Raw genomic sequence first — 21,382 nt, forward strand, 5'->3', positions numbered from 1 at the left:
GCGGGCAGGAACAAACTTATTTTAACCACGCTTGCGCTGAGCCCAAGCTTTAGCCGCAGGCGACCTCGACCAGGCCTTCACGCACGCGCACTGGCCAGCTGCGTACAGAGCGACTCGCGTCTTCCATGCAGAGCCCATCGCGCAGACGGAAACGCTGTTTTTTCAGCGGGCTGGCGACCCATAAATCCTGTTGATGCTCAGCTATGATGCCACGCGACAGCACGCTGGCTTCGGCGAAAGGATCGATATTGCTGATAGCGTACAGTTCTTCGTCCGCACGCGGGCGGAAAATCGCAATCTGTTCACCATCAACCAGAGCGCAGACGCCGGTAGCAGGCAGGATCGCTTCTAATTTACAGACGGTTTGCCAGCGGCTCATGCCTGTTCCTCCTCTTCAACCAGTTTAATCGCGATACGCTCGTGGGGACGCGCCGGACGATGCTGTCCACGTTCTTCAACAACCTGCACCAAAGGATCGCGCTGCGGGCTATTGATAAAGTGAGCGAAACGGTTTTGCGCTTCAGGCTGTTCAAGCGTGGTTTTCCATTCGCAAATAACGCGGCTGCGTAGCTGGGCCATATCGCTTTCCAGCTGTTCATTCAGGCCTAACTTGTCATCAATAACGATACTGCGTACATAGCCGATACCGCCTTCCAGACTTTCCAGCCAGGTTGAGGTGCGTTGCAGCTTATCCGCAGTGCGGATATAGAGCATCATAAAGCGGTCGAGGTAGCGTAACAGCGTTTCTTTATCGAGATCGGCTGCCAGCAGATCGGCATGACGCGGTTTCATCCCGCCGTTACCGCACACATAGAGATTCCAGCCTTTATCGGTAGCGATAATACCGACATCTTTGCCCTGGGCTTCGGCGCATTCACGCGTACAGCCGGAAACGCCGAACTTCATTTTGTGCGGGGTACGGATGCCTTTATAGCGGTTTTCCAGCTCAATCCCGAAGCCAAGGCTGTCGCCAACGCCATAGCGGCACCAGGTGCTGCCGATACAGGTTTTCGCCATACGCAATGCTTTCGCGTAGGCGTGGCCGGTTTCGAATCCGGCGTCAATCAGCTGACGCCAAATCGCAGGCAAATCATCTTTCTGTGCGCCGAACAGGCCGATACGCTGTGAACCGGTGATTTTGGTGTAAAGGTTATACTGACGTGCAATCTGCCCAATCACCATCAGCCCTTCAGGCGTGATCTCGCCGCCCTGCGAGCGCGGGATCACCGAATAGGTACCATCTTTCTGGATATTGCCGAGGAAGTTATCGTTACTGTCCTGCAGTGGCGCGTGCTGGGGTTGCAGCACATAGTCGTTCCAGCAAGAGGCAAGCAGAGAACCAACGGTGGGCTTACAGACCTCACAGCCGTACCCTTTACCATATTTTTTCAGCAGCTCATCGAAGCTTTTAATGCCTTCCACACGAATCAGGTGATACAGCTCCTGGCGCGACCAGGCAAAGTGTTCGCACAGATGATTGTTAACTTCAATGCCCTGACGGCTCAGTTCGGCATTCAGTACCTGGGTAACCAGTGGGATGCAGCCGCCGCAGCCGGTACCGGCACGCGTTTCCGCTTTGATAGCGGCAACGGTATGGCAACCTTTCGCCACGGCCTGAATGATATCGCCTTTCGAGACATCGAAGCAGGAGCAGATCTGCGCGCTGTCCGGTAGCGATTCCACGCCCAGCGCCGGTTTCTCGCTGCCGGCATGCGCAGGCAGAATCAGGCTGTCCGGATGCTCCGGCAGCGTGATTTGGTTAAGCACCAGTTGCTGCAGCTGACCATAGTCGCTGGTATCGCCAACCAGCACCGCACCCAGCAGATACTGATTATCCGGGCTGACCACCAGACGTTTGTAGACGCCGCTTTGCTCATTCAGGTAAACGTAGCTGCGTGCGCCCGGCGTACGGCCATGCGCATCGCCGATGCCGCCTACGTCAACGCCCAGCAGCTTCAATTTGGCGCTGAGATCCGCACCGCTGAACTGGTTTTCACGGCCTAACAGGTGATCGCTGGCGACCTGCGCCATTTTATAACCTGGTGCCACCAGACCGAAAATTTTCTCGTTCCAGGATGCGCATTCGCCGATGGCGTAAATATCCGGATCGGCGGTCTGGCAACAATCGTTAATCTGGACGCCGCCGCGTGGCCCTACCGGCAGTTCACTCTGGCGCGCCAGTTTATCCTGCGCACGAATGCCGGTAGAGAACACGATAAAATCGACATCCAGGCTGGTGCCGTCGGCAAACTCCAGGGTTTTGCCTGACGCATGATGAGCAATATTTTTAGTGTTTTTGCTGGTATGCACCCGCACGCCCATCTGTTCGATTTTTTGACGCAGCTGGCCGCCGCCTTGCACATCAAGCTGTTCAGCCATCAGCACTGGCGCAAATTCGATAACGTGGGTCTCAATACCAAGGTTTTTCAGCGCGCCGGCCGCTTCCAGACCCAGCAGACCACCGCCGATGACCGCACCGCTTTTACTGCGGCGCGCGCACTCTTCAATGGCGTTGAGATCTTCAATAGTGCGGTAGACAAAGCAGTCCGGGCCATCAGAGCCCTGAATCGGCGGGATCCACGGATAAGAACCGGTCGCCAGAATCAGCTTGTCATACTGAACGGCGCGGCCGCTGCTGGAGTGAATCACCTTTTCCTGACGGTTCAGGGTGATGGCGCGTTCACCAAGCAGCACGCGGACGCCATGTTTTTCATAGTAGCCTTCGCGAACCAGCGAGAGTTCGTCAGCGGTATGATGGGAAAAGTATGCGGAGAGATGGACGCGGTCATATGCCACACGAGGTTCTTCACAGAAGACAGTGATTTCGAACTGGCCAGGCTCGGCTTTATCGATCAGTTCTTCAATGAAGCGGTGGCCAACCATGCCATTACCAATGATGGCGAGTTTGACAGTGCTCATTTTTGCCTCAAAATTGATCTAATTGGCGCCACAATAACGCGATTATTAGCAAGCTTATTGATATGCATCAATTGAGGCGCAATATACCTCCAAGGTGGTATGTAGTTGAATTATGGGATTTTTCAGGAATGTTTGTAATATCTGTAACTTAGCGAAGCGTTGTCTACGTCGTTGGTCCTAATCCATGCTAGCCTGAATGTCCCCCTCTTTTCTTCAGGAGTCCGGTATGGCTTCCACTGAGCTGCAATGGATTAATCATCTGCGTCTGCCCCAGCGTGAAGGTCTGTGGCAAATTGAAATCGCTGGCGGGAAAATTGCCGCGATCAGGCCGCAGCCAGCGTTGGCCGATCGTAGCGCTAACGCCCTTGATGCGGAAGGCGGACTGGCTCTGCCGCCTTTTGTCGAGCCGCATATCCACCTTGATACCACGCAAACCGCCGGCGAGCCCGCCTGGAATCAATCCGGCACGCTGTTTGAAGGCATTGAGCGCTGGGCCGAGCGTAAGGCGCTACTGTCGCCGGAAGATGTGAAACAACGGGCCGCCCAAACGCTGAAATGGCAAATCGCCAACGGTATTCAGCATGTGCGTACGCATGTGGACGTTTCCGATCCCAGCCTGACGGCACTGAAAGCGATGCTGGCATTAAAGCAGGAGATGGCGGCGTGGATCGATATACAGATTGTCGCCTTTCCGCAGGAAGGCATTCTTTCTTATCCTGACGGCGCGAAGCTGCTGGAAGAGGCGCTGCAACTGGGTGCCGATGTAGCAGGCGCTATTCCGCATTTTGAATTTACTCGCGAGTATGGCGTTGAATCACTGCATATCGCCTTTGCGCTGGCACAGAAATATCAGCGCCAGGTCGATGTTCACTGCGATGAAATTGATGATGAGCAGTCGCGCTTTGTAGAAACCGTGGCGGCGCTGGCGCACCGGGAAAACATGGGCGCACGCGTTACCGCCAGCCATACAACGGCGATGCACTCTTATAACGGCGCTTACACTTCGCGTCTGTTTCGGCTGCTGGCGCTCTCCGGAATTAATTTTGTCGCCAACCCGCTGGTGAATATTCATCTGCAGGGGCGCTTTGATGATTATCCCAAACGACGCGGCGTGACACGGGTAAAAGAGTTGCTGGAGGCAGGCATTAATGTCTGTTTTGGCCATGATGATGTGTTTGATCCCTGGTATCCGCTTGGCACCGCCAGCATGTTGCAGGTGCTGCATATGGGGCTGCATGTTTGTCAGCTGATGGGCTATGAGCAAATAGAACAGGGACTCAATTTAATTACCCACAACAGTGCAAAAACTCTGCAGCTAACCGATTACGGCATCCAGGTCGGCAACAGCGCCAGCCTGATTATTTTGCCAGCGGAAAACGGCTTTGATGCGGTACGGCGTCAGGTGCCGGTGCGTTACTCAATCCGGCAGGGAAGAGTGATTGCCGCCACCGAACCGGCGCGTACGCAGATCTGGCTCAATGAGGCGGAAGAGGTGAGTTTTAAACGCAATTAAGGGGGCAGGCGGAACTCGCGTTTTACCACCAGACGACGCATGAACTCAAAGCGCGGGAGGTGCAGGCAGAAGAGTAAAGCGTCCCGCGCCGGCACCTTGAATTAAAGAGCGGAACATCCGTTCCGCCCGTAAAGATCAATGATCGGCGTGACCGAACTGACGATGCTTAGTGACAAAGCCCAGCAGCAGACACATTACAAACACCACGGCGTAAAGCCCGTTAGCGGTAAACAGCGCGGCATGTGCGCCGCCTTTTGCCACAATCGGGCCGGTGACCACAAAGGTCAGCATGGTGCCAACGGTGCCGCAGGTCAGAATAAAGTTCACCAGTTTCGGCGAGGAAACGCGGGTCTGCTGCGAGCCGAGCGTGATAATGGTGGTATAGATCGCGCTGGAGAAGAAGCCAAGAGCGATAATGATCCACTTCAGCATGTCAGGCTCGCTGCTGCTGACAAACCAGTACATCAGCAGCGTCGCCAGCGCAGCCAACACCATCAGAATGCGTTGCAAATCAAAGAAGCGCAGCACAAAGCTGAACACCCACATGCCGATCATATAGGAGGTCCAGAAGTTACCTACCAGCTGTCCGGCAGCGCTAATATCCATGCCCATGGTTTTAGTGGCGTATTCCGGCACCCATGAAATAAAGCCGAGCTGGCCGAGGATATAGCAGAGCGCGGCAATGGAAAGCAGCAGGACGCCCACGCCCCATTTCTCTTTAACTACCGGCTGTGCATTATGCTGTTTCTTGCCTAATACCGGGAACTCAACGCTCAGCGTCAGCACAAAGATCGCCAGGTAGATCACGCCGATGCAGACATAAACCCAGTACCAGGGCAGATGACGCGCCAGCAATATCCCGGCGATAACCGGGAAAATCGTACCGGCCATGCTAAAAAAGGAGTCGGTAAAAAGCAGGCGCGATCCGCGCTGACGTCCTTCATAAAGATGGGTGATCAGGAAGGTGCCGATCGACATCGTAATACCGCTGACCACGCCCAGTACAAACATGCACAGCGAGAAAACACTCAGGCTATGGCTGGTCATCAGGCCCAGCACCGCTAACACCATCAACACAAAACCAAAAATCAGCTGGCGTTTCAGCAGCACGATTTCCATCAGCCAGGCGTTTAGAAATACCGCCACCAGGATGCCGGTGTTGAGGAAAGTAAAGGTGTTGCTCATTTCAGAGACCGGAAGCTGGAAATAGTTAGCGATATCGCCTAAAACCATCCCGGTGACAATTACCAGTGCGCCGGTGAGCGCATAGGAAAAGAAACTGATCCACGTCAGTCCAATGCGGTTACGATTAGTCATAGTTGGAGAAACCTTGAGCCAAAGGGCCTGGCTGAAGCAGCGCAGGGGTTGTCGCCGGAAGTGTAAAGAAATTTCAGCCGCGATCAAACCAACGATGAAATCACATTCATTGATTTCATCAATAATGTGACTTAAATCACCCTTTATTTGTGTGACGTTAACGTTTGCTTATCAGGTTTGTTTACGTAAATAAAGGTAAAACGCTGGCTCTTGCCTGACATGCTCTTTACAATCAATTTCGTTTAGTTTTTGTGGCCTCAGTAAGGAATTATCATGGTGAAACGTACTTTGACAGCGGTCGCGGCACTTTTGGCGCTGTCCACTTTTTCTGCCCCAACTTTCGCTGCGCAGGGCGATACGCACATCCTCCTGACCACGTCAGCCGGTAATATTGAACTTGAACTGAATAATCAGAAAGCACCGGTCTCTGTTAAGAACTTTATTGATTACGTCAATAACGGTTTTTATAACAATACGACTTTTCATCGTGTGATCCCCGGCTTTATGATTCAGGGCGGCGGCTTCCTGACCGATATGCAGCAGAAGCCCACCAACGCGCCGATCAAAAACGAAGCGGATAACGGCCTGCGTAACACGCGCGGCACGATTGCTATGGCGCGTACCGCTGAAAAAGACAGCGCTACCAGCCAGTTCTTTATCAACGTTGCCGATAACGCTTTCCTGGATCATGGGCAGCGTGATTTTGGCTATGCCGTGTTTGGTAAAGTAGTAAAAGGCATGGATGTAGCCGACAAAATTTCTCAGGTACCGACCAAAAATATCGGGCCTTATCAAAATGTCCCCAGCAAGCCGGTTGTTATCCTTTCCGCAAAAGTCCTGCCCTGATTTCTCTGCCGTCGCGTCTGCGGCGGCACGCCAGCCTTCTGCAGAGCAGTAATTTGCTGCTTATACTTAGGTCACTTATTCTCTGACCGGAGGCGGTATGCCAACAAAACTGACCGAAAAGCAGAAAGCCACATTATGGCAACAGCGGCGCAACGCGAATTTTTTGGCCAGTAGTAAACTGGAAGGCTTATCTTTTGCGGAAGTGACGCTGGATGCTGAACAGGCCGCACAGCGCTTAGAGGCATTACGGAGGCAATATGGCGGCTAATGCAATGAACGGGCGCGATCCTTACTACTGGCAGAACGATGACGTACTGCGCAACCGGTTCAATTTACATGATACCGCCCAACTGCAAAAAGCGGAGGTCGCCTTTACTTCGCTGCGGGCGGCAACCATTGAGCTGGGGCCACGCAATCTGGGTTTTCCTTATCTGTGCGCTATCCACCGGACGCTGTTTCAGGATCTCTATGACTGGGCTGGAGAAATTCGCAAAATCGATCTCTATCTCGGCGATACGCCTTTCTGCCACTTTGAATATATTGAGAAAGAGGGTAACGCCCTGATGGAAGCGCTTGAGGAAGAGAATGGCCTGGCCGATCTTCCTTTTGAGCAGTTTGTGGCGCGGCTGGCGCACTATTACTGCGAAATCAATATGCTGCATCCCTTTCGCGACGGCAACGGCCGCGCGCAGCGCCTCTTCTTTGAACAGTTAATTATTCATGCAGGTTATGACATTGACTGGAGCAAGACTGAACGCGCAGCCTGGCTGCGGGCAAATGAAGAGAGCGTGAACGGCGATCTGCAGGGGCTGACCGATATCTTTAGTAACGTAGTGAGCGAGCCGAAGTAAGCGCGTAGAATAGCGGCGTTTTGGTCAGCCCGGAGTAAAAATGCTGCTGCTTATTGATAACTACGACTCTTTTACCTGGAACCTGTACCAGTACTTCTGCGAGCTGGGAGTGGAAGTACTGGTGCGCCGCAACGATGAAATTACGCTGGCGGAAATGCACGCGCTGCCGCTGACGCATCTGGTGATCTCTCCTGGTCCCTGCACGCCTGATGAATCAGGTATCTCTCTGGACGCTATCCGCACCTTTGCCGGGCGGCTGCCGCTGCTTGGCGTTTGCCTGGGCCATCAGGCGCTGGCGCAGGTTTTCGGCGCACGCGTGATCCGCGCGCGTCAGGTTATGCACGGTAAAACCTCCGCGATTGCTCATCAACAGGCTGGCGTATTTGCCGGATTGGCGCAGCCGCTGACGGTGACGCGCTATCACTCGTTGATTGTGGAAAAAGAGACGCTGCCAGCCTGTCTGGAGGTTACCGCATGGAGCCTGCGTGATGGCAAGCCGGATGAAATCATGGGATTGCGTCATAAGACGCTGGATGTTGAGGGCGTGCAGTTTCATCCGGAAAGCATCCTGAGCCAGCAGGGACATGCGTTGCTGGCTAATTTTTTGCGTAGACAGGCCGCTGTTTAATTGCATACGCTGCGATTCCGTTTGACTTATTATGCATATTTAATGATTATTTTTTCACTGGGTATCTGTGTGAAATTAAATGAGGTAGCGAATGGCAGCGGAAAAAATGGCGGTTACGCGGCAGACCTTTGATGAGGTTATATTGCCGGTTTATGCACCAGCACAGTTTGTGCCGGTAAAAGGCAAAGGCAGCCGGGTGTGGGATCAGCAGGGCAACGAATATATCGATTTTACCGCCGGTATCGCCGTAACCGCGCTGGGTCACTGCCATCCGGCGTTAGTAGAGGCGCTGAAAACTCAGGGCGAAATGCTGTGGCATACCAGCAACGTTTTCACTAATGAACCCGCGCTGCGTCTTGCCAGCAAGCTGATTAACGCGACTTTCGCCGAGCGCGTTTTCTTTGCGAACTCAGGAGCTGAAGCCAACGAGGCCGCCTTTAAACTGGCGCGCTACTATGCTTCCACGCGCCACAGCCCTTATAAAAGCAAAATCATCGCGTTCCATAACGCGTTTCATGGCCGCACGCTGTTTACCGTTTCCGTTGGTGGGCAGCCGAAATACTCTGATGGTTTTGGACCCAAACCGGCCGATATCGTCCACGTACCTTTTAACGATCTTGAGGCGGTGAAGGCCGTGATCGACGATCACACCTGCGCCATTGTGGTTGAGCCGATTCAGGGCGAAGGCGGCGTTATGCCTGCCACGCAGGAATTTATGCAGGGCCTGCGCCAGCTGTGCGATCAATATCAGGCGCTGCTGGTACTGGATGAGGTTCAGAGTGGGATGGGGCGCAGCGGTAAGCTGTTTGCCTATCAGCATTATGGCGTGCAGCCCGATATTCTGACCTCAGCGAAAGCGCTGGGCGGCGGCTTCCCCATTAGTGCAATGCTGACCACTAATGAGATCGCCTCGGCGATGGCGCCTGGCGTACACGGCACCACCTATGGCGGTAATCCGCTGGCCTGCGCAGTAGCGGAAGCGGCGCTGGATGTGATTAATACGCCTTCGGTGCTGGATGGCATTGAGCAACGTCGTCAGCGCTTTATTGAGGCACTGGAAGCCATCAATGCCAAACTGGATATCTTCAGCGAAATCCGTGGCAAAGGGTTGCTGATCGGGGCGGAGCTTCAGCCGCAGCATAAAGGCAAAGCGCGCGATATTCTTAACGCCGCCGCTGCGGAAGGCCTGATGATTTTAACGGCGGGCACCGATGTTCTGCGCTTTGCGCCTTCGCTGGTGATTCCGCTGGCGGATATTGGTGATGGCATGGCGCGTCTGGCCAGGGCTGCCGAAAAAGTATTAAAACCCGCATGATGCAGGGCGCGCCCGATGTCAGGGCGCGCTTATCCTTTACGCAGGCGGCGTACCAGCCATTTACCGTGGTGCGGCCGCTGGCTCCACGCCAGAGATGAGATAGTATGCATCACTGAAAGGTGCTCAAGGATACGCTTTACATGACGCTCCATAATGGTCATCGGCCCTTCCTGGTTCTCTGCATCTCCTTGCAGGATATTGGTATCCTGTCCCGGCCCGTCATATGCCAGCCGCTGCTGACAGCGCTGCAGCGCAATTTCACACGACTGCAGATAACTTTGCGCCAGCGCAGGCGTCAGCATGGTGTGCTCACGGGCCAGAATAGTCATCGCATTGATATGCTCAACGATAAACTGGCTGTGCGTGACCCAAAGTTTCATATCATTCAGATAGCGGGTATTAAACGCTGGCTCCTGCATCGCCTGGCTCAGGGAGTTAAACAGCGCATTATGCGCCTGATTAACGCGTACCCGCTGCCAGGCAAGCTTCTGCGGTGATGCCTCGCTCCCCAGCAGCATCCGTAAAGCATCCTGATACGCTTCCAGTGCATCATGCGCATTCTGTCGCAGCAGCCCGCTTTGCCACTGCGGCCACAGCCAGACCATGCCGCCAAAAGCGATGCAGCATCCCATCAGCGTATCCATCAGACGCGGCAACAGGAAATGCGCGCCGTTCAACGACAGCAGCTGTAATGAATAAACGGCGGTCACGGTAAAACCGATTGTCGCCCAGCCGTAATATTTACGGATAAACAGATAGCTGACTAAGGTAATGATCAGCATGATTAACAGCACCAGCGATTCCGGTACCGCAAGACGCAGGGCTGCAGCGGCGATAATCAGCCCAGCCAGCGTGCCAAGCGCGCGGTGCTGAATACGCACACGCGTTGCGCTGTAGCCATTCTGACTGACGAACATGATGGTCATTAAGATCCACCAGGGTTTCGGTACGTTGAACGCCAGCGCCAGCACGCTGCCGAATACCAGCATCACCGCAAAGCGAGCCGCGGTACGCAGAGCGGAAGATTTAAATGACAGATAGCTGCGCAGTGCGGAAAGCAGCGGCAGCCGGCGCTGGCGATCGGCCATAAGATCGCGACGATAAAGAGGGCGCTGGGTACGCAGCACGCGAGCGATGCGGCTGAAATGGTAATAGCAGAAGTGGCCGACCGGATTCTCCGGATGCCGACGCGCAATTTTCTCCAGTCCCAGCAGCGGCTTTTCCATGGTGAAACGTGCTGGCAGCCGGTGATAAAGCATATCGTCCGCCAGCTCGCGTAGCCGTGCGGCGATGGTTTGCGCGTTCCAGCGGATGACCGCTTCCGCATGGCTTTGCTCTACCAGCTTTTGCACCTCTTCCGGCTGATGCAGACTAACGGCAATATGCTCCTGCAGATCCAGCGCCACCTGAAAAGCGCGCGTCAGGCGTCGATGGTTATGATCGCGGTTGGCGGCCAGCATATGCATTTGCTGATAACAGGTGTTAATCAGATCAACCACCTTCTGCTGGCGCGCCAGCAGCGGAGGCAAGGCTTTTTCCGGATCGGTAAGCTGCGTCAGCAGGGTATATTTAGCTTCGCAGTAATCCGCCAGTTCGCGATAGAGCAGGCTGAGCGTTTCCCGCATCGGCTGCTCTTTCCACAGCCGGAACCAGAACCAGTTAAACAGCCCGTACCAGAATGTGCCGCCGATATAGAGCAACGGCGGCCCCCAGATCGGCATATTGCCCACCAGACCGAGCGTAAAAATAGCGGCAATCAAGGAAGCTGGCAGCAGACGTGCATGAAGCGGGCCGATTTCGCCGGTAACGCCCAGCAATAATGCCATGACAAACAGCGTCGCGGGCAGGGGCACCTGCTGTAGCGATAGCCACTGAAGAAGAAAACTGCTGAGTGCGAACAGCGAGCCGCCTGTGATCAGGCGTTTAAAGAAGCGGCGGTGTGGGGTATCGAGTCCGGCAATATTGCAGCAGGCGGGAACCAGCGAGAAGAGCAATCCTTTTTGCAAATCCCCCAGCAGCCAGCCAAAGGCCACCGGTAAACAGAGCACCAGCGTCTGACGCAGGGCATAGTTCACTTCGGGATGATAAATAATTCTCCGCCACATCGCTACATCACCAAAACAGACACGGCGTGATGCCAGGCACCACGCCGTGTCTTCAGCGTAGCTTAACGGGTGCCGTAAACGACAATCGTTTTACCGTGAGCGGAGATCAGGTTTTGATCTTCCAGCATTTTCAGAATACGGCCCACCGTCTCACGTGAGCAGCCGACGATCTGGCCGATCTCCTGACGGGTAATCTTGATTTGCATCCCGTCCGGGTGCGTCATCGCATCCGGCTGTTTAGCAAGGTTGAGCAACGTCTGTGCAATACGGCCGGTCACGTCAAGGAAAGCTAAATTGCCTACTTTCTCTGAAGTCACCTGCAGGCGACGAGCCATCTGGGAAGAGAGACGCATCAGAATGTCAGGATTAACCTGAATCAGCTGACGGAATTTTTTATACGAAATTTCAGCCACTTCACAGGCGGTTTTCGCGCGTACCCATGCACTGCGTTCCTGACCTTCTTCAAACAGGCCAAGCTCGCCAATGAAATCACCCTGATTAAGATAGGAAAGGATCATCTCTTTGCCTTCTTCATCTTTGATCAGTACCGCAACCGCACCTTTTACAATGTAATAGAGCGTCTCGGCCTTTTCACCCTGATGAATCAATGTGCTTTTTGATGGATATTTGTGAATATGGCAATGTGACAGGAACCATTCGAGTGTAGGGTCTGTTTGCGGTTTGCCGAGAACCATTCGCTATTATCCTCTGTTGTAATCGTGCCCTAAATACAGGGGGCAGTTTTCCCTGTCAGGCGTTGAAATCTTCAAGCGTTTCCTGCTGGAAATTTATACGGGCAACTGCGAGGCCTCAAGGCGTGCCGTCGTCCCGTTTTCGTTTCATAGAACGAAAATATTACAGCTTTGTTTGTAGCACAGCTTTATCTTACTGTCTCCTGTTGTCTCGCTTCAGCTTGTGCTGAATCGGACAATTGCCGTTTAGCTGATGAACGCCCCGGCTGACAATTTGCTTACTTATCAGGAGTCAGACAAGAGACAGTGGTAAGCCTCTTATTCAATTTTTTTGCCTTCTATCAGGCGTTTCACCAGCGGCAGCATAATCAACTCCATCGCCAGTCCCATTTTTCCGCCCGGCACCACCAGCGTATTAATATGTGAAATAAAGGAGCCCTGCAGCATGGCAAGCAGGTAGGGGAAATCGATATCTTCCAGCCCGCGAAAATGAATCACCACAAAGCTTTCATCCAGCGAAGGAATAGCGCGTGCGGCAAAAGGGTTTGAGGTGTCTATTGTGGGTACGCGCTGGAAGTTAAGATGGGTACGTGAGAACTGTGGCGTAATGTAGTTAATATAATCTTCCATTGAGCGCACCACGGAATCCATCACCGCTTCGCGAGAATGGCCGCGCTCGCTGGTATCGCGCACCAGCTTCTGAATCCACTCCAGGTTCACGATGGGCACCACGCCAACCAGCAAATCCACTTTTTCTGCCACGTTATGCTGCTGCGTCACCACGCCGCCGTGCAGTCCTTCATAAAACAACACATCCGTTGGCTCCGGCAATGGCTGCCACGGCGTAAAGGTACCAGGCACCTGATTCCACGGCACCGCCTCATCATAGGTATGCAGGTATTTACGCGACTGGCCACGGCCATTTTCGCCATATTCAACAAAGGTTTGCTCAAGCAGGCCAAAGTCGTTGGCTTCTGGTCCAAAGTAACTGATATGACGCCCCAAATCGCGGGCTTTGCGGATCGCCATATCCATTTCCGGGCGCGTATAGCGATGGAAACTGTCACCCTCCAGTTCAGCGGCATGCAGATTAAGCTGCTGAAAAATCTTACGAAAGGCAAGGCTGGTGGTGGTGGTTCCCGCTCCGCTGGAGCCGGTCACCGCGATGATCGGATGTCTGGCTGACATAAATACTCTCTGGATTAAATCGGGCGATGAGCATTGTTATCACGTTTCGGTCAGAGGTGTCATCATCGGGCAGGTCCGCCAGACCACGTTAATGTGACGAGCCGCACAGAGCTGACCGCATCACTATCCCTCGCGGAACTGACCGCGCGGCATAATATTGACCGTTTCATGCAGTTCCGACCAGACCAGCACGGCTTCGCCGCTTTTCAGCTGGCGACGGACATCTTCCACCTTTTCCGACAGGGAGCGCTCCTGCTCGCCATAATCCGTGCCTTCGCGCAGTACAAAACCTTCAATCAGGTTTTCCAGAGTTTCCGGGGAGAGATCTTGCCAGGGAATAATCACAGCTTAGTTATCCAGATAAGGTGATAGCCATTGAGGAATACGCTGCTCCAGCCACATTTGCGGACGACGTAACGTGCCGCCGACAAAACCGACATGGCCACCATATTCCGTTAGTTGATATTCAATGTTAGCAGGTAACCGCGCCATATCCGGGATCACCTCATCGGTCATAAAGGGATCGTCCTGCGCATGGATAATTAACAGCGGTTTACGTATGCCGGGCAGCAGCGGCATGGCGCTGGCCCGTCGGTAATAGTCACCGGCATCGGAAAAACCGTGGGCGCGGGCGGTGATGGCATCATCAAAGTCACGCAGGCGCTTTAGCGCGTTCAGCTGCAACAGATCTACCGGCAGCGTGCCGGGCCAGGCCTGTAGCTTGCGGCGGGCGTTGAGCTTGAGCTGGCTTAACAGATAACGCTGATAGACGCGGGAAAATCCCTGCTCAAGTTTGGCGCTGCACGGTTCCAGCATTAGCGGCGCCGAGACCGTAACGGCGGCATCCAGCGGACAATCATCGCCCTGTTGGCCCAGCAAACAGGCCAGCATGTTTCCGCCCAGCGACACGCCGACAGCCACGGTCGGCGCATGGCCCAGAGTGGTTCGCAGCCAGCGTAAAAAGTAGCTGGCGTCCCCGGTTTCGCCGGAGTGATAAATGCGCCCCATGCGGTTAGGCACGCCGCTGCAGCCGCGAAAGTGCATCACCACGCCCAGCCAGCCGCGCTGTTGCCACACCTGCAGCAGGCCGTGCGCATAAGGGCTATGGAAGCTTCCTTCCAGTCCGTGAAACAACACCGCACGCGGTTTATGCCGCGCCTGCATGGGATCTTCGCTCCAGGCAAGATCGATAAAATCGCCGTCCGGCAGATCCAGACGCTGCCAGTGAGGGCGTAAAGAGGCCCGACGGCGAAACAGACGCGGCAGCACCGTTTGCAGGTGGGGATTATGCAGTCCTTTCAAGGGAATAAAGGATTCCTGACTGTGATCAAAGCTCATCGTTTCACGCTTGTACGCATTCAGGCGCACTGTTAGTTTAAACGGGTTAACATTTTACCGGGTGAGGAGCACCCATTTTATGGAACTCAGTCTGTTTTTATCGATGCTTGGTTTTCTTTGGGTGGCGGCGATTACGCCGGGGCCAAATAATACGCTATTGACCACGGCTGGCGCCAATTTTGGTTTTCTGCGTTCGCTCCCTTTAATGGCAGGAATTATGCTCGGTATGCAGCTTATGCTGTTGCTGGTGGCGTTTGGCGTGGGCGGGCTGATTCTGGTTTACCCCTCTCTGCACCTGTTTTTGAAAATTGTGGGTAGTCTCTATCTGCTGTGGCTGGCATGGAAAATTGCAACGGCGGCCTATGAAAAGATTGAGATGGGTGAAGCGCCGCCTCGTCCTATGCCTTTATGGCAGGGAGGACTGCTGCAGTTGGTTAATCCCAAAGCCTGGTTAATGGCGCTGGGGGCCGTGGCCAGCTTTAGCCTGGCAGGTGAAGCCTATCGCAGTTCAGTTGTGGCTATCAGCATGGGTATGGCGTTGGTTAATCTGGTCGCTGGCATTCTTTGGCTTGGCTTTGGCACCCTGATAGGCCGTCTGCTGCGTAGCCGCCGCGCATGGAAAATTTTTAATTTGACGATGGGCGTGCTGACTGCCGCCTGCGTACTGTTGATATGGCACTGATTAGCTGGAGGCGCGTACCACCAGCTCACAGGGGAGCCGCTCATGAACCTGTGGCGTCAGCGGATCCTGAATGCGCTGTAACAGCAGCTGTACGCTGCGCGTGCCCAACTGATGCATTGGCTGTTCCAGCGTACTGAGTGGCGGCGACAGCATTGCGCTCCACGGCAGGCCGTCAAAGCCCAGCACGGCGATATCCTCAGGGATGGCGAGCTGGTACTGACGTGCGCAGTGTATCGCGCCTACTGCCAGCACATCAGATACGGTAAACACGGCGTCTGGCGGCTCTTTTGTTTCCAGCAGCCGTTTCATGGCCGCAAAGCCCGCCTCGCACTCTACTTCATTAGCATATTCAACGCCGGACCATGACAAACCCAGTTCGGCTAACGCCGATCGATATCCCAACTCACGCTGTTGCGCATAGAGATAGCGTGGATCGCCGTTGATCATCGCAATCCGTCGCCGTCCGCGCTGCGCCAGATGCTGCACTGCCGCCCGCGCGGCCTGTTGATTATCAATAGTGACCGATGAGCCAGCGACATCAGGATCGCCTTCGGCACATTGTACCCAGGGGGAATCGCCAATCATTCGGCGCAGTTCAGGCAGGTTGCTTGCCGCATCCATGGTAATAACGCCATCCACCACTTTGCCGCTCAGCAGCGTGAGATAAGCAGATTCGCGCTGGGTTTGTGAATCGGAATTGCACAGCAGAATATGGTAGCCGTGCGCCTCCGCTTCTGCCTCAATGCCGCGCACCACGCGTGAACAGAAAGGATTGATAATATTGGAAACCAGCACCAGTAACATATGGCTCTGAGAGGTGCGTAGCTGGCGCGCCAGCAGGTTAGGCTGGTATTGACAGGCGGCAATAGCAGCTAAAACGCGTTCACGGGTTGCAGGCCGAACGCCCTTATAACCGTTCAGCACACGTGAAACGGTCGCGGTCGATACACCAGCGAAACGGGCAACTTTCTCAATCGACATGGAAAACCCTCTGACAACTCACCAATGAATAGCCTGTAAAACATCGTTATACAGTGGCCGATTCAGGTCCATTTTTCATCAGAAAAATCAGACTTTTTTAATTTTCAGATAAAGATAGCGATATCTCTTCTAAGGCAATTTAGCGATTAAACATAATTTTTAATTACTTCATGTTGTATCCGCCTCTCAGTTACAACTGAGCCATCACGATGATAGCAACAGGCGGAACGTAAGATGGTGAGGATCACGCGGTTTTTAGCATGGGCAGCGACGTTATCGCTGCTGGCGACCCAGGCGCACGCCGTTGAGGTTACAGTGGCTTATCAGACCTCGGCGGAACCGGCGAAAGTTGCTCAGGCGGATAACACTTTCGCTCAGCAAAGCGGCGCGCAGGTTAACTGGCGTAAATTTGACAGTGGCTCCAGTGTAGTTCGTGCGCTGGCATCCGGGAATGTACAAATCGGCAATATCGGCTCCAGTCCGTTGGTGGTCGCCGCCAGTCAGAAGCTGCCGATTGAAGTTTTCCTGCTGGCTTCGCAGCCCGCCACCATTTTGGGGGATAAGACGTTTTATCGTCCCGCCTGAGCCGATCAGGGCAGGGAAAGCAGCGGGGCTGGCTGACCGGTTAGCCAGCCCTGTATATAATCAACGCCCAGCTCGGTTAACAGCGCTTTTTGCGCCTCGGTTTCCACATATTCCGCCACAACGGATACGCGTTTTTCCTGGGCGATGGCGCAGATCGATTTAATAATAATGCGATCGATATTGTCATCAAGGCTGTTTTTAACAAACAGGCCGTCAATTTTAATAATATCGGCGCTAAGATGTTTCACGCGCTCATAGTTGGCGAAACCGGTGCCGAAATCATCTATCGCAATACGAAAGCCTGCCTGACGCAGCGTGGCAATCGCATTATTGACCTGCAGATTATTGATCAATCCCTGCTGCTCGGTCACTTCGAAAATAACCGCTTCAGAGGAGACGGAAAAGCGCTGAAAAAGGGCAATGATCTCCTCTGCTACTCCCGGCTCGGTCAGCGTCATTGGCAACAGATTAATGGCCAGGCGCGGCGGCGGGTTATTCACGCGTTGACGCTGATGAATAAACGCCACGGTTTCCTTTACTACCAGGCGATCAAACTGGGCGCTAAGGCGAAACTCTGCAATCAGCGGAATAAACCGATCCGGCATAATAAGTTCGTCTGCCGAACGTAGCCGCGTCAGCACTTCGTAATAAAGGCAACCCTGTTTACAGGGGACAATCGGCTGTGCAAACAGCACGATATCCTGCCCGGTTAGCGCCTGTTTGATTTTTTGTAGCAGTAAAACCTGGTCGGAGACATGACCAAGCAAGCGTGAATTATCCTTATCCAGCAGCGCTACGCCGCCCAACATCAGGGCCTGTTCTGCCAGATAATTCAGCTGCCCTGCCAGACGGTAAAGATTACTGTTTTCCCTGGTGAATTTACCGGCGGCAAAAGCATAATCGATATCTATCAGCTGGTTGTGCCAGAAAATCTGTTGCTGCTTTAGGCGCGTGCGTAGCTGCGACAGACGCTCGCCGATGCCTTCACCCTGTAGCAGCACAATAACGCCGTCGCAGGTGATTTGGTAAACCCCTTCATTTTCCCGCAGCTGCGTGCCAATCTCATCAATGATGCAGCGTTTGGTATAGGTTTTCATCATCAGGCCATAATGGCAGCCAAGAAATTTCAGCTGATGCAGATAGAGATAGCAAAGGGTGCCCGATGGGTGCTGTTTAAGCTTTTTCTGTAGCGCTCGCAGATTAAGCCGCTGGACCACCGGATCGGTCACGGCAAGGTTAAGCGCAATGCGCTGCAGGCGACGACTTTTCCAGTATCCCGCCGCGATATAAAGCAGGCTGATGGTAAAAGCGATAAACGCTGAGGATAAAAAGGTGGCGGAAAAGATGGACTTTAACGGCAGCACATCAAGGTTAAAGTGCATCAGCAACAGACAGCAGAGCGCCCAGAGCCAGAGCACGCTCCGTGAGGTGAAGCGCATAATGCCGTAAGTGAAGATAACGAAAACCAGCGGGACCAGATAGCTGGAAATCAGCATATGGCGCACCGGAAAACACAGCAGCAGCATCAGCGCGGCCAGCAGGCAGCCCCACCAAAGCGCGCTCAGACAGTTTCCATACAGGGCATGCCTGGCCTGACGACAGAAAGTAAAGCCGCTGCGCGGCGCGGCCAGCATACGCAGCGGAAAGTAAAAAAGAATGGTAAATAGCGTCGCAGAGAGCATCAGGTTTTGCAGACTGAGTATGCTGAACATATCCAGCCTGCCGGTAAAATAGCTGCCGGGCATCTCTGGGATCACCGGCAGTTTTTGCCCAAGCGCTGCCAGCAGCAGCATCGTCAGGACAGGGGCCAGCGTATTCAGCAGGAGCAGCCGGACACCCAGTCCCTGGTTACCGAGGTTATAGCGCCAGCGGCGGCCAGACCAGCGGCGAATCAGCCAACAGCTAACAAACAATGGCGTTAAAAAAGCAAAGGCGAGCGCCGCCGCCAGCGAGAATAGCGAAAAGCAGAGCTGGAACGTAATAAAGAAAGCCAGATAAAGGGGAACCACGGCGGAGCGGCCGAAAATATAGATGGCGGCGATCGCTAAACCGTAGGGCAAATAGCAAAGGTAAACAGTGCGATCTGCAACCAGGTACAAAGGTGATAAAAAATGGGCAAGGGGCGTGAAAAAAATCAACAGCCCAAAAGCCGTCAGTTTTTTTTTCAGCAGATTTACGCAGCGCTCTGACACGGTTTACCCTGAGTTCAAAAAATAAGCAATTTATGCAGGGCGCAATAGTAAAAACATTGAACTCTGCGCACAAGGAAACAGAACGTAAAAAATTTGATAAACGTTGGTTGTTTATGAAGAAAATGATGCGGAAAAGGTACAACGCAGCCAGGTGAAGTTCAGCGAACCGTTTCTTTTTATTTGAAAAGCGCTTCGCCGCTTTGAATTGTTAACAGGCGCTGCTCGCCAGTCGAAAGCCCGGCCTTATTTTGCATTTAAAAACCTCAGCAAAATAAGGCCGTAGCAAGAGTTAATGAGTCAGCATGGCTTCCAGCTGTTCCTGAGCATCCAGCCAGGCCATTTCGCACTCTTCCAGCGCCGATTTCGCCGCGGCCTGCTGCTGTAACGCGGCGGTCAGATCGGTTTTACGACTCGCATCGTAAATAGCCGCATCGGCCAGCTTCGCCTCTGCAGCGGAGAGCTGAGCGTTAAACGTCTCCATCTCTTTTTCCAGCTTTTCGATCTGTTTACGCAGCGGTTGCGTTTGCGCGCGCAGCTCGGCTTCGCGACGCTTCTGATCTTTACGCGCCTGAGCACTGTTGCCGTTATCCTGTTTTGGCTCGCTCTCTTGCGTCTGCCGTTTTTGTAAATCGTTTAACCACTGCTGGTAATCATCCAGATCGCCGGCGAACACTTCCACTTTGCCGTCATGCACCAGATAAAGATCGTCAGTGGTGGAACGCAGCAAATGACGATCGTGCGAAACCACCACCAGCGCGCCCTCAAAATCGATCAGCGCTTCGGTTAATGCCTGCCGCATATCAAGATCGAGATGGTTGGTTGGTTCATCCAGCAGCAGCAGATTGGGACGCTGCCAGACGATTAGCGCCAGCACCAGACGCGCTTTTTCGCCGCCGGAGAAACGCTCAGTCGGTTCGCTGACTTTATCGCCCTGGAAGCCGAAGCCGCCCAGGTAATCGCGCAACTGCTGCTCCGGCAGTTTTGACGCCAGACGCGCCAGATGCTGTAGAGGAGACTCTCCGGCGCGTAAAAATTCCAGCTGATGCTGGGCGAAATAACCCAGCTGGACGCCTTTCGCCAGGCCGATCTCCCCTTTTTGCGGCGCGAGTTCGCCTGCCAGCAGTTTAATTAGCGTGGATTTCCCCGCACCGTTGCGGCCGAGCAGGCCAATACGCGAGCCGGGCACCAGATTCAGTTTGATCGAATCCAGCACAACGCGATCATCATAGCCAGCGGTGACCTTCTCCATATTCAGTATCGGATTAGGCAAGTTTTCCGGCGGGCGGAAGCTGAAACTAAAGGGATTATCCACATGTGCGGGGGAGAGAAACTCCATGCGCTCAAGCATTTTGATACGGCTCTGCGCCTGTTTCGCTTTACTGGCTTTGGCGCGGAAACGATCGATATAGCTTTGCAGATGCGCCACTTTACGCTGCTGATGCTCATACTGCGACTGCTGCTGAGAAAGCCTGGTGGCTCGCTGCTGCTCAAAAGAGCTGTAGTTGCCGGTATATTCAAACAGGGACTGCTGTTCGATATGCAGGATTTTATCCACCACCGGATCGAGAAAATCGCGATCGTGCGAAATCAGAAGCAGCGTGCCGTCGTAACTCTTCAGCCAGCGCTCCAGCCAGATAACCGCATCCAGGTCGAGGTGGTTGGTGGGTTCATCCAGCAGCAGCAGATCGGAACGGCATATCAACGCCTGCGCCAGATTGAGACGCATGCGCCAGCCGCCGGAAAAGTCGCTGACCGGGCGCTGCAGCTGTTGCTGGCTAAAGCCCAAACCGTGAAGCAGACTGGCGGCGCGCGCCTGTATGCTCCATGCCTGTATCGCATCCAGCTTGCCGTGCAGCAGCGCGATTGCGTTGCCGTCGTTTTTTTCATTGGCGCGCTGTAGCTCGGCTTCAAGCTGTCGATATTCACGATCGCCATCAATAACGTACTCAATGGCGGCCACCGACAGCGCTGGCGTTTCCTGGTTAACCCAGGCCAGCGACCAGGTGCCGGGAAAGGTGACGCTGCCCGCATCGGCGCTGAGCTCATTTTTTAACAGCGACAGCAGCGTCGATTTTCCACAGCCGTTTTTACCCACCAGCCCAACTTTTTGGCCAGGATTGATGGTGGCAGTAGCATTGTCCAGCAGCACGCGGGTACCGCGTCGGATCTGTAACGAAGAGAATACAATCATAAGCGCCGTGTTGTCAGAATATGTTAATTTATTGTCATC

General features: G+C 53.9%; 18 protein-coding genes and 1 pseudogene. 8 read left to right on the forward strand and 11 right to left on the reverse strand.

Annotated features, from left to right (window positions below; translation table 11 throughout):
- Nucleotides 1-49: 49 nt before the first annotated feature.
- Both nirD and nirB read right to left on the reverse strand, forming a co-directional pair.
- Complete coding sequence (nirD, locus tag ACQE32_RS12575; protein ID WP_427021877.1) at nt 50-379, reverse strand: nitrite reductase small subunit NirD; 330 nt, start codon at nt 377-379, stop codon at nt 50-52.
- On the reverse strand, nt 376-2,919 hold the full coding sequence (gene nirB / locus ACQE32_RS12580) for a nitrite reductase large subunit NirB (RefSeq protein ID WP_427021878.1): 2,544 nt from the start codon (nt 2,917-2,919) through the stop codon (nt 376-378). The genes nirD and nirB overlap by 4 nt, the downstream gene beginning before the upstream one ends.
- 226 nt (nt 2,920-3,145) lie before the next feature.
- Between nirB and ACQE32_RS12585 the strand changes: the two genes are divergently transcribed.
- Nucleotides 3,146-4,432, forward strand: coding sequence for a cytosine deaminase (locus tag ACQE32_RS12585; RefSeq protein WP_427021879.1), 1,287 nt, complete (start codon nt 3,146-3,148; stop codon nt 4,430-4,432).
- Nucleotides 4,433-4,567: 135 nt separating this feature from the next.
- Here the strand turns inward: ACQE32_RS12585 and tsgA are convergent, their stop codons facing one another.
- Entirely contained in the window at nt 4,568-5,749 is a 1,182-nt protein-coding gene (tsgA, locus tag ACQE32_RS12590; RefSeq protein ID WP_426974048.1) for an MFS transporter TsgA, read from the reverse strand.
- Between the two features lie 273 nt (nt 5,750-6,022).
- On the opposite strand from tsgA, the gene ppiA reads away from it, so the two are divergent.
- The 5 genes from ppiA to argD all read left to right on the forward strand — a co-directional run bounded on the left by ppiA (nt 6,023) and on the right by argD (nt 9,389).
- Nucleotides 6,023-6,595, forward strand: a complete 573-nt coding sequence (ppiA, locus tag ACQE32_RS12595; protein WP_426974049.1) for a peptidylprolyl isomerase A — start codon at nt 6,023-6,025, stop codon at nt 6,593-6,595.
- Nucleotides 6,596-6,692: 97 nt separating this feature from the next.
- Nucleotides 6,693-6,863: a YhfG family protein gene (locus ACQE32_RS12600; protein ID WP_085068529.1), complete on the forward strand. Its 171-nt coding sequence runs from the start codon at nt 6,693-6,695 to the stop codon at nt 6,861-6,863.
- A complete protein-coding gene (locus ACQE32_RS12605) occupies nt 6,853-7,446 on the forward strand; it encodes a putative adenosine monophosphate-protein transferase Fic (protein ID WP_426981217.1) in 594 nt (197 codons plus the stop codon). The genes ACQE32_RS12600 and ACQE32_RS12605 overlap by 11 nt, the downstream gene beginning before the upstream one ends.
- 40 nt (nt 7,447-7,486) lie before the next feature.
- Complete coding sequence (locus ACQE32_RS12610; protein WP_426974051.1) at nt 7,487-8,074, forward strand: aminodeoxychorismate synthase component II; 588 nt, start codon at nt 7,487-7,489, stop codon at nt 8,072-8,074.
- 91 nt (nt 8,075-8,165) lie between these two features.
- Nucleotides 8,166-9,389, forward strand: coding sequence for a bifunctional acetylornithine/succinyldiaminopimelate transaminase (gene argD / locus ACQE32_RS12615; protein WP_250651536.1), 1,224 nt, complete (start codon nt 8,166-8,168; stop codon nt 9,387-9,389).
- A gap of 29 nt (nt 9,390-9,418) precedes the next feature.
- Here argD and ACQE32_RS12620 read toward each other — a convergent pair whose 3' ends face one another.
- The 5 genes from ACQE32_RS12620 to ACQE32_RS12640 all read right to left on the reverse strand — a co-directional run bounded on the left by ACQE32_RS12620 (nt 9,419) and on the right by ACQE32_RS12640 (nt 14,712).
- Nucleotides 9,419-11,494, reverse strand: coding sequence for a YccS/YhfK family putative transporter (locus tag ACQE32_RS12620; protein WP_427021880.1), 2,076 nt, complete (start codon nt 11,492-11,494; stop codon nt 9,419-9,421).
- Nucleotides 11,495-11,556: 62 nt separating this feature from the next.
- Nucleotides 11,557-12,189, reverse strand: a complete 633-nt coding sequence (gene crp, locus ACQE32_RS12625; RefSeq protein ID WP_017803012.1) for a cAMP-activated global transcriptional regulator CRP — start codon at nt 12,187-12,189, stop codon at nt 11,557-11,559.
- Between the two features lie 315 nt (nt 12,190-12,504).
- Nucleotides 12,505-13,374, reverse strand: coding sequence for a phosphoribulokinase (locus ACQE32_RS12630; RefSeq protein ID WP_085068519.1), 870 nt, complete (start codon nt 13,372-13,374; stop codon nt 12,505-12,507).
- 123 nt (nt 13,375-13,497) lie between these two features.
- Nucleotides 13,498-13,719, reverse strand: a complete 222-nt coding sequence (locus tag ACQE32_RS12635; protein WP_426974054.1) for a YheU family protein — start codon at nt 13,717-13,719, stop codon at nt 13,498-13,500.
- Nucleotides 13,720-13,722: 3 nt separating this feature from the next.
- Nucleotides 13,723-14,712, reverse strand: coding sequence for a hydrolase (locus tag ACQE32_RS12640; RefSeq protein WP_427021881.1), 990 nt, complete (start codon nt 14,710-14,712; stop codon nt 13,723-13,725).
- 79 nt (nt 14,713-14,791) lie between these two features.
- Between ACQE32_RS12640 and ACQE32_RS12645 the strand changes: the two genes are divergently transcribed.
- Nucleotides 14,792-15,394, forward strand: a complete 603-nt coding sequence (locus ACQE32_RS12645; protein ID WP_426981212.1) for a LysE family translocator — start codon at nt 14,792-14,794, stop codon at nt 15,392-15,394.
- Here the strand turns inward: ACQE32_RS12645 and ACQE32_RS12650 are convergent, their stop codons facing one another.
- Nucleotides 15,395-16,375, reverse strand: coding sequence for a LacI family DNA-binding transcriptional regulator (locus tag ACQE32_RS12650; RefSeq protein WP_426974055.1), 981 nt, complete (start codon nt 16,373-16,375; stop codon nt 15,395-15,397). It lies immediately after the preceding gene.
- A 234-nt stretch (nt 16,376-16,609) separates the two neighbouring features.
- Here ACQE32_RS12650 and ACQE32_RS12655 point away from each other — a divergent pair.
- Nucleotides 16,610-16,915 (forward strand): annotated as a pseudogene (locus ACQE32_RS12655) (glycine betaine ABC transporter substrate-binding protein); the annotation flags it as partial.
- Between the two features lie 50 nt (nt 16,916-16,965).
- On the opposite strand, the gene ACQE32_RS12660 reads toward ACQE32_RS12655, so the two are convergent.
- The gene (locus ACQE32_RS12660) at nt 16,966-19,152 is read right to left on the reverse strand and encodes an EAL domain-containing protein (RefSeq protein WP_427021882.1); all 2,187 of its coding nucleotides are present in this window, start codon (nt 19,150-19,152) and stop codon (nt 16,966-16,968) included.
- A gap of 289 nt (nt 19,153-19,441) precedes the next feature.
- Nucleotides 19,442-21,343 carry an ABC transporter ATP-binding protein gene (locus ACQE32_RS12665; protein ID WP_426974061.1) on the reverse strand — a complete coding sequence of 634 codons (1,902 nt, stop codon included), beginning with the start codon at nt 21,341-21,343 and terminating at the stop codon, nt 19,442-19,444.
- Nucleotides 21,344-21,382: the final 39 nt, after the last annotated feature.

The organism is Pantoea sp. FN0302 (assembly GCF_050113775.1).
In the GTDB taxonomy this organism is placed as follows: domain Bacteria; phylum Pseudomonadota; class Gammaproteobacteria; order Enterobacterales; family Enterobacteriaceae; genus Mixta; species Mixta alhagi.

Coding starts and splice junctions, on each gene's coding strand:
- ppiA (WP_426974049.1), top strand. CDS start 6,023: ATGGTGAAACGTACTTTGACAGCGGTCGCGGCACTTTTGGCGCTGTCC.
- ACQE32_RS12630 (WP_085068519.1), bottom strand. CDS start 13,374: ATGTCAGCCAGACATCCGATCATCGCGGTGACCGGCTCCAGCGGAGCG.
- ACQE32_RS12665 (WP_426974061.1), bottom strand. CDS start 21,343: ATGATTGTATTCTCTTCGTTACAGATCCGACGCGGTACCCGCGTGCTG.
- ACQE32_RS12610 (WP_426974051.1), top strand. CDS start 7,487: ATGCTGCTGCTTATTGATAACTACGACTCTTTTACCTGGAACCTGTAC.
- ACQE32_RS12585 (WP_427021879.1), top strand. CDS start 3,146: ATGGCTTCCACTGAGCTGCAATGGATTAATCATCTGCGTCTGCCCCAG.
- ACQE32_RS12640 (WP_427021881.1), bottom strand. CDS start 14,712: ATGAGCTTTGATCACAGTCAGGAATCCTTTATTCCCTTGAAAGGACTG.
- tsgA (WP_426974048.1), bottom strand. CDS start 5,749: ATGACTAATCGTAACCGCATTGGACTGACGTGGATCAGTTTCTTTTCC.
- nirD (WP_427021877.1), bottom strand. CDS start 379: ATGAGCCGCTGGCAAACCGTCTGTAAATTAGAAGCGATCCTGCCTGCT.
- ACQE32_RS12650 (WP_426974055.1), bottom strand. CDS start 16,375: ATGTCGATTGAGAAAGTTGCCCGTTTCGCTGGTGTATCGACCGCGACC.
- ACQE32_RS12600 (WP_085068529.1), top strand. CDS start 6,693: ATGCCAACAAAACTGACCGAAAAGCAGAAAGCCACATTATGGCAACAG.
- argD (WP_250651536.1), top strand. CDS start 8,166: ATGGCAGCGGAAAAAATGGCGGTTACGCGGCAGACCTTTGATGAGGTT.
- crp (WP_017803012.1), bottom strand. CDS start 12,189: ATGGTTCTCGGCAAACCGCAAACAGACCCTACACTCGAATGGTTCCTG.
- ACQE32_RS12645 (WP_426981212.1), top strand. CDS start 14,792: ATGGAACTCAGTCTGTTTTTATCGATGCTTGGTTTTCTTTGGGTGGCG.
- ACQE32_RS12620 (WP_427021880.1), bottom strand. CDS start 11,494: ATGTGGCGGAGAATTATTTATCATCCCGAAGTGAACTATGCCCTGCGT.
- nirB (WP_427021878.1), bottom strand. CDS start 2,919: ATGAGCACTGTCAAACTCGCCATCATTGGTAATGGCATGGTTGGCCAC.
- ACQE32_RS12605 (WP_426981217.1), top strand. CDS start 6,853: ATGGCGGCTAATGCAATGAACGGGCGCGATCCTTACTACTGGCAGAAC.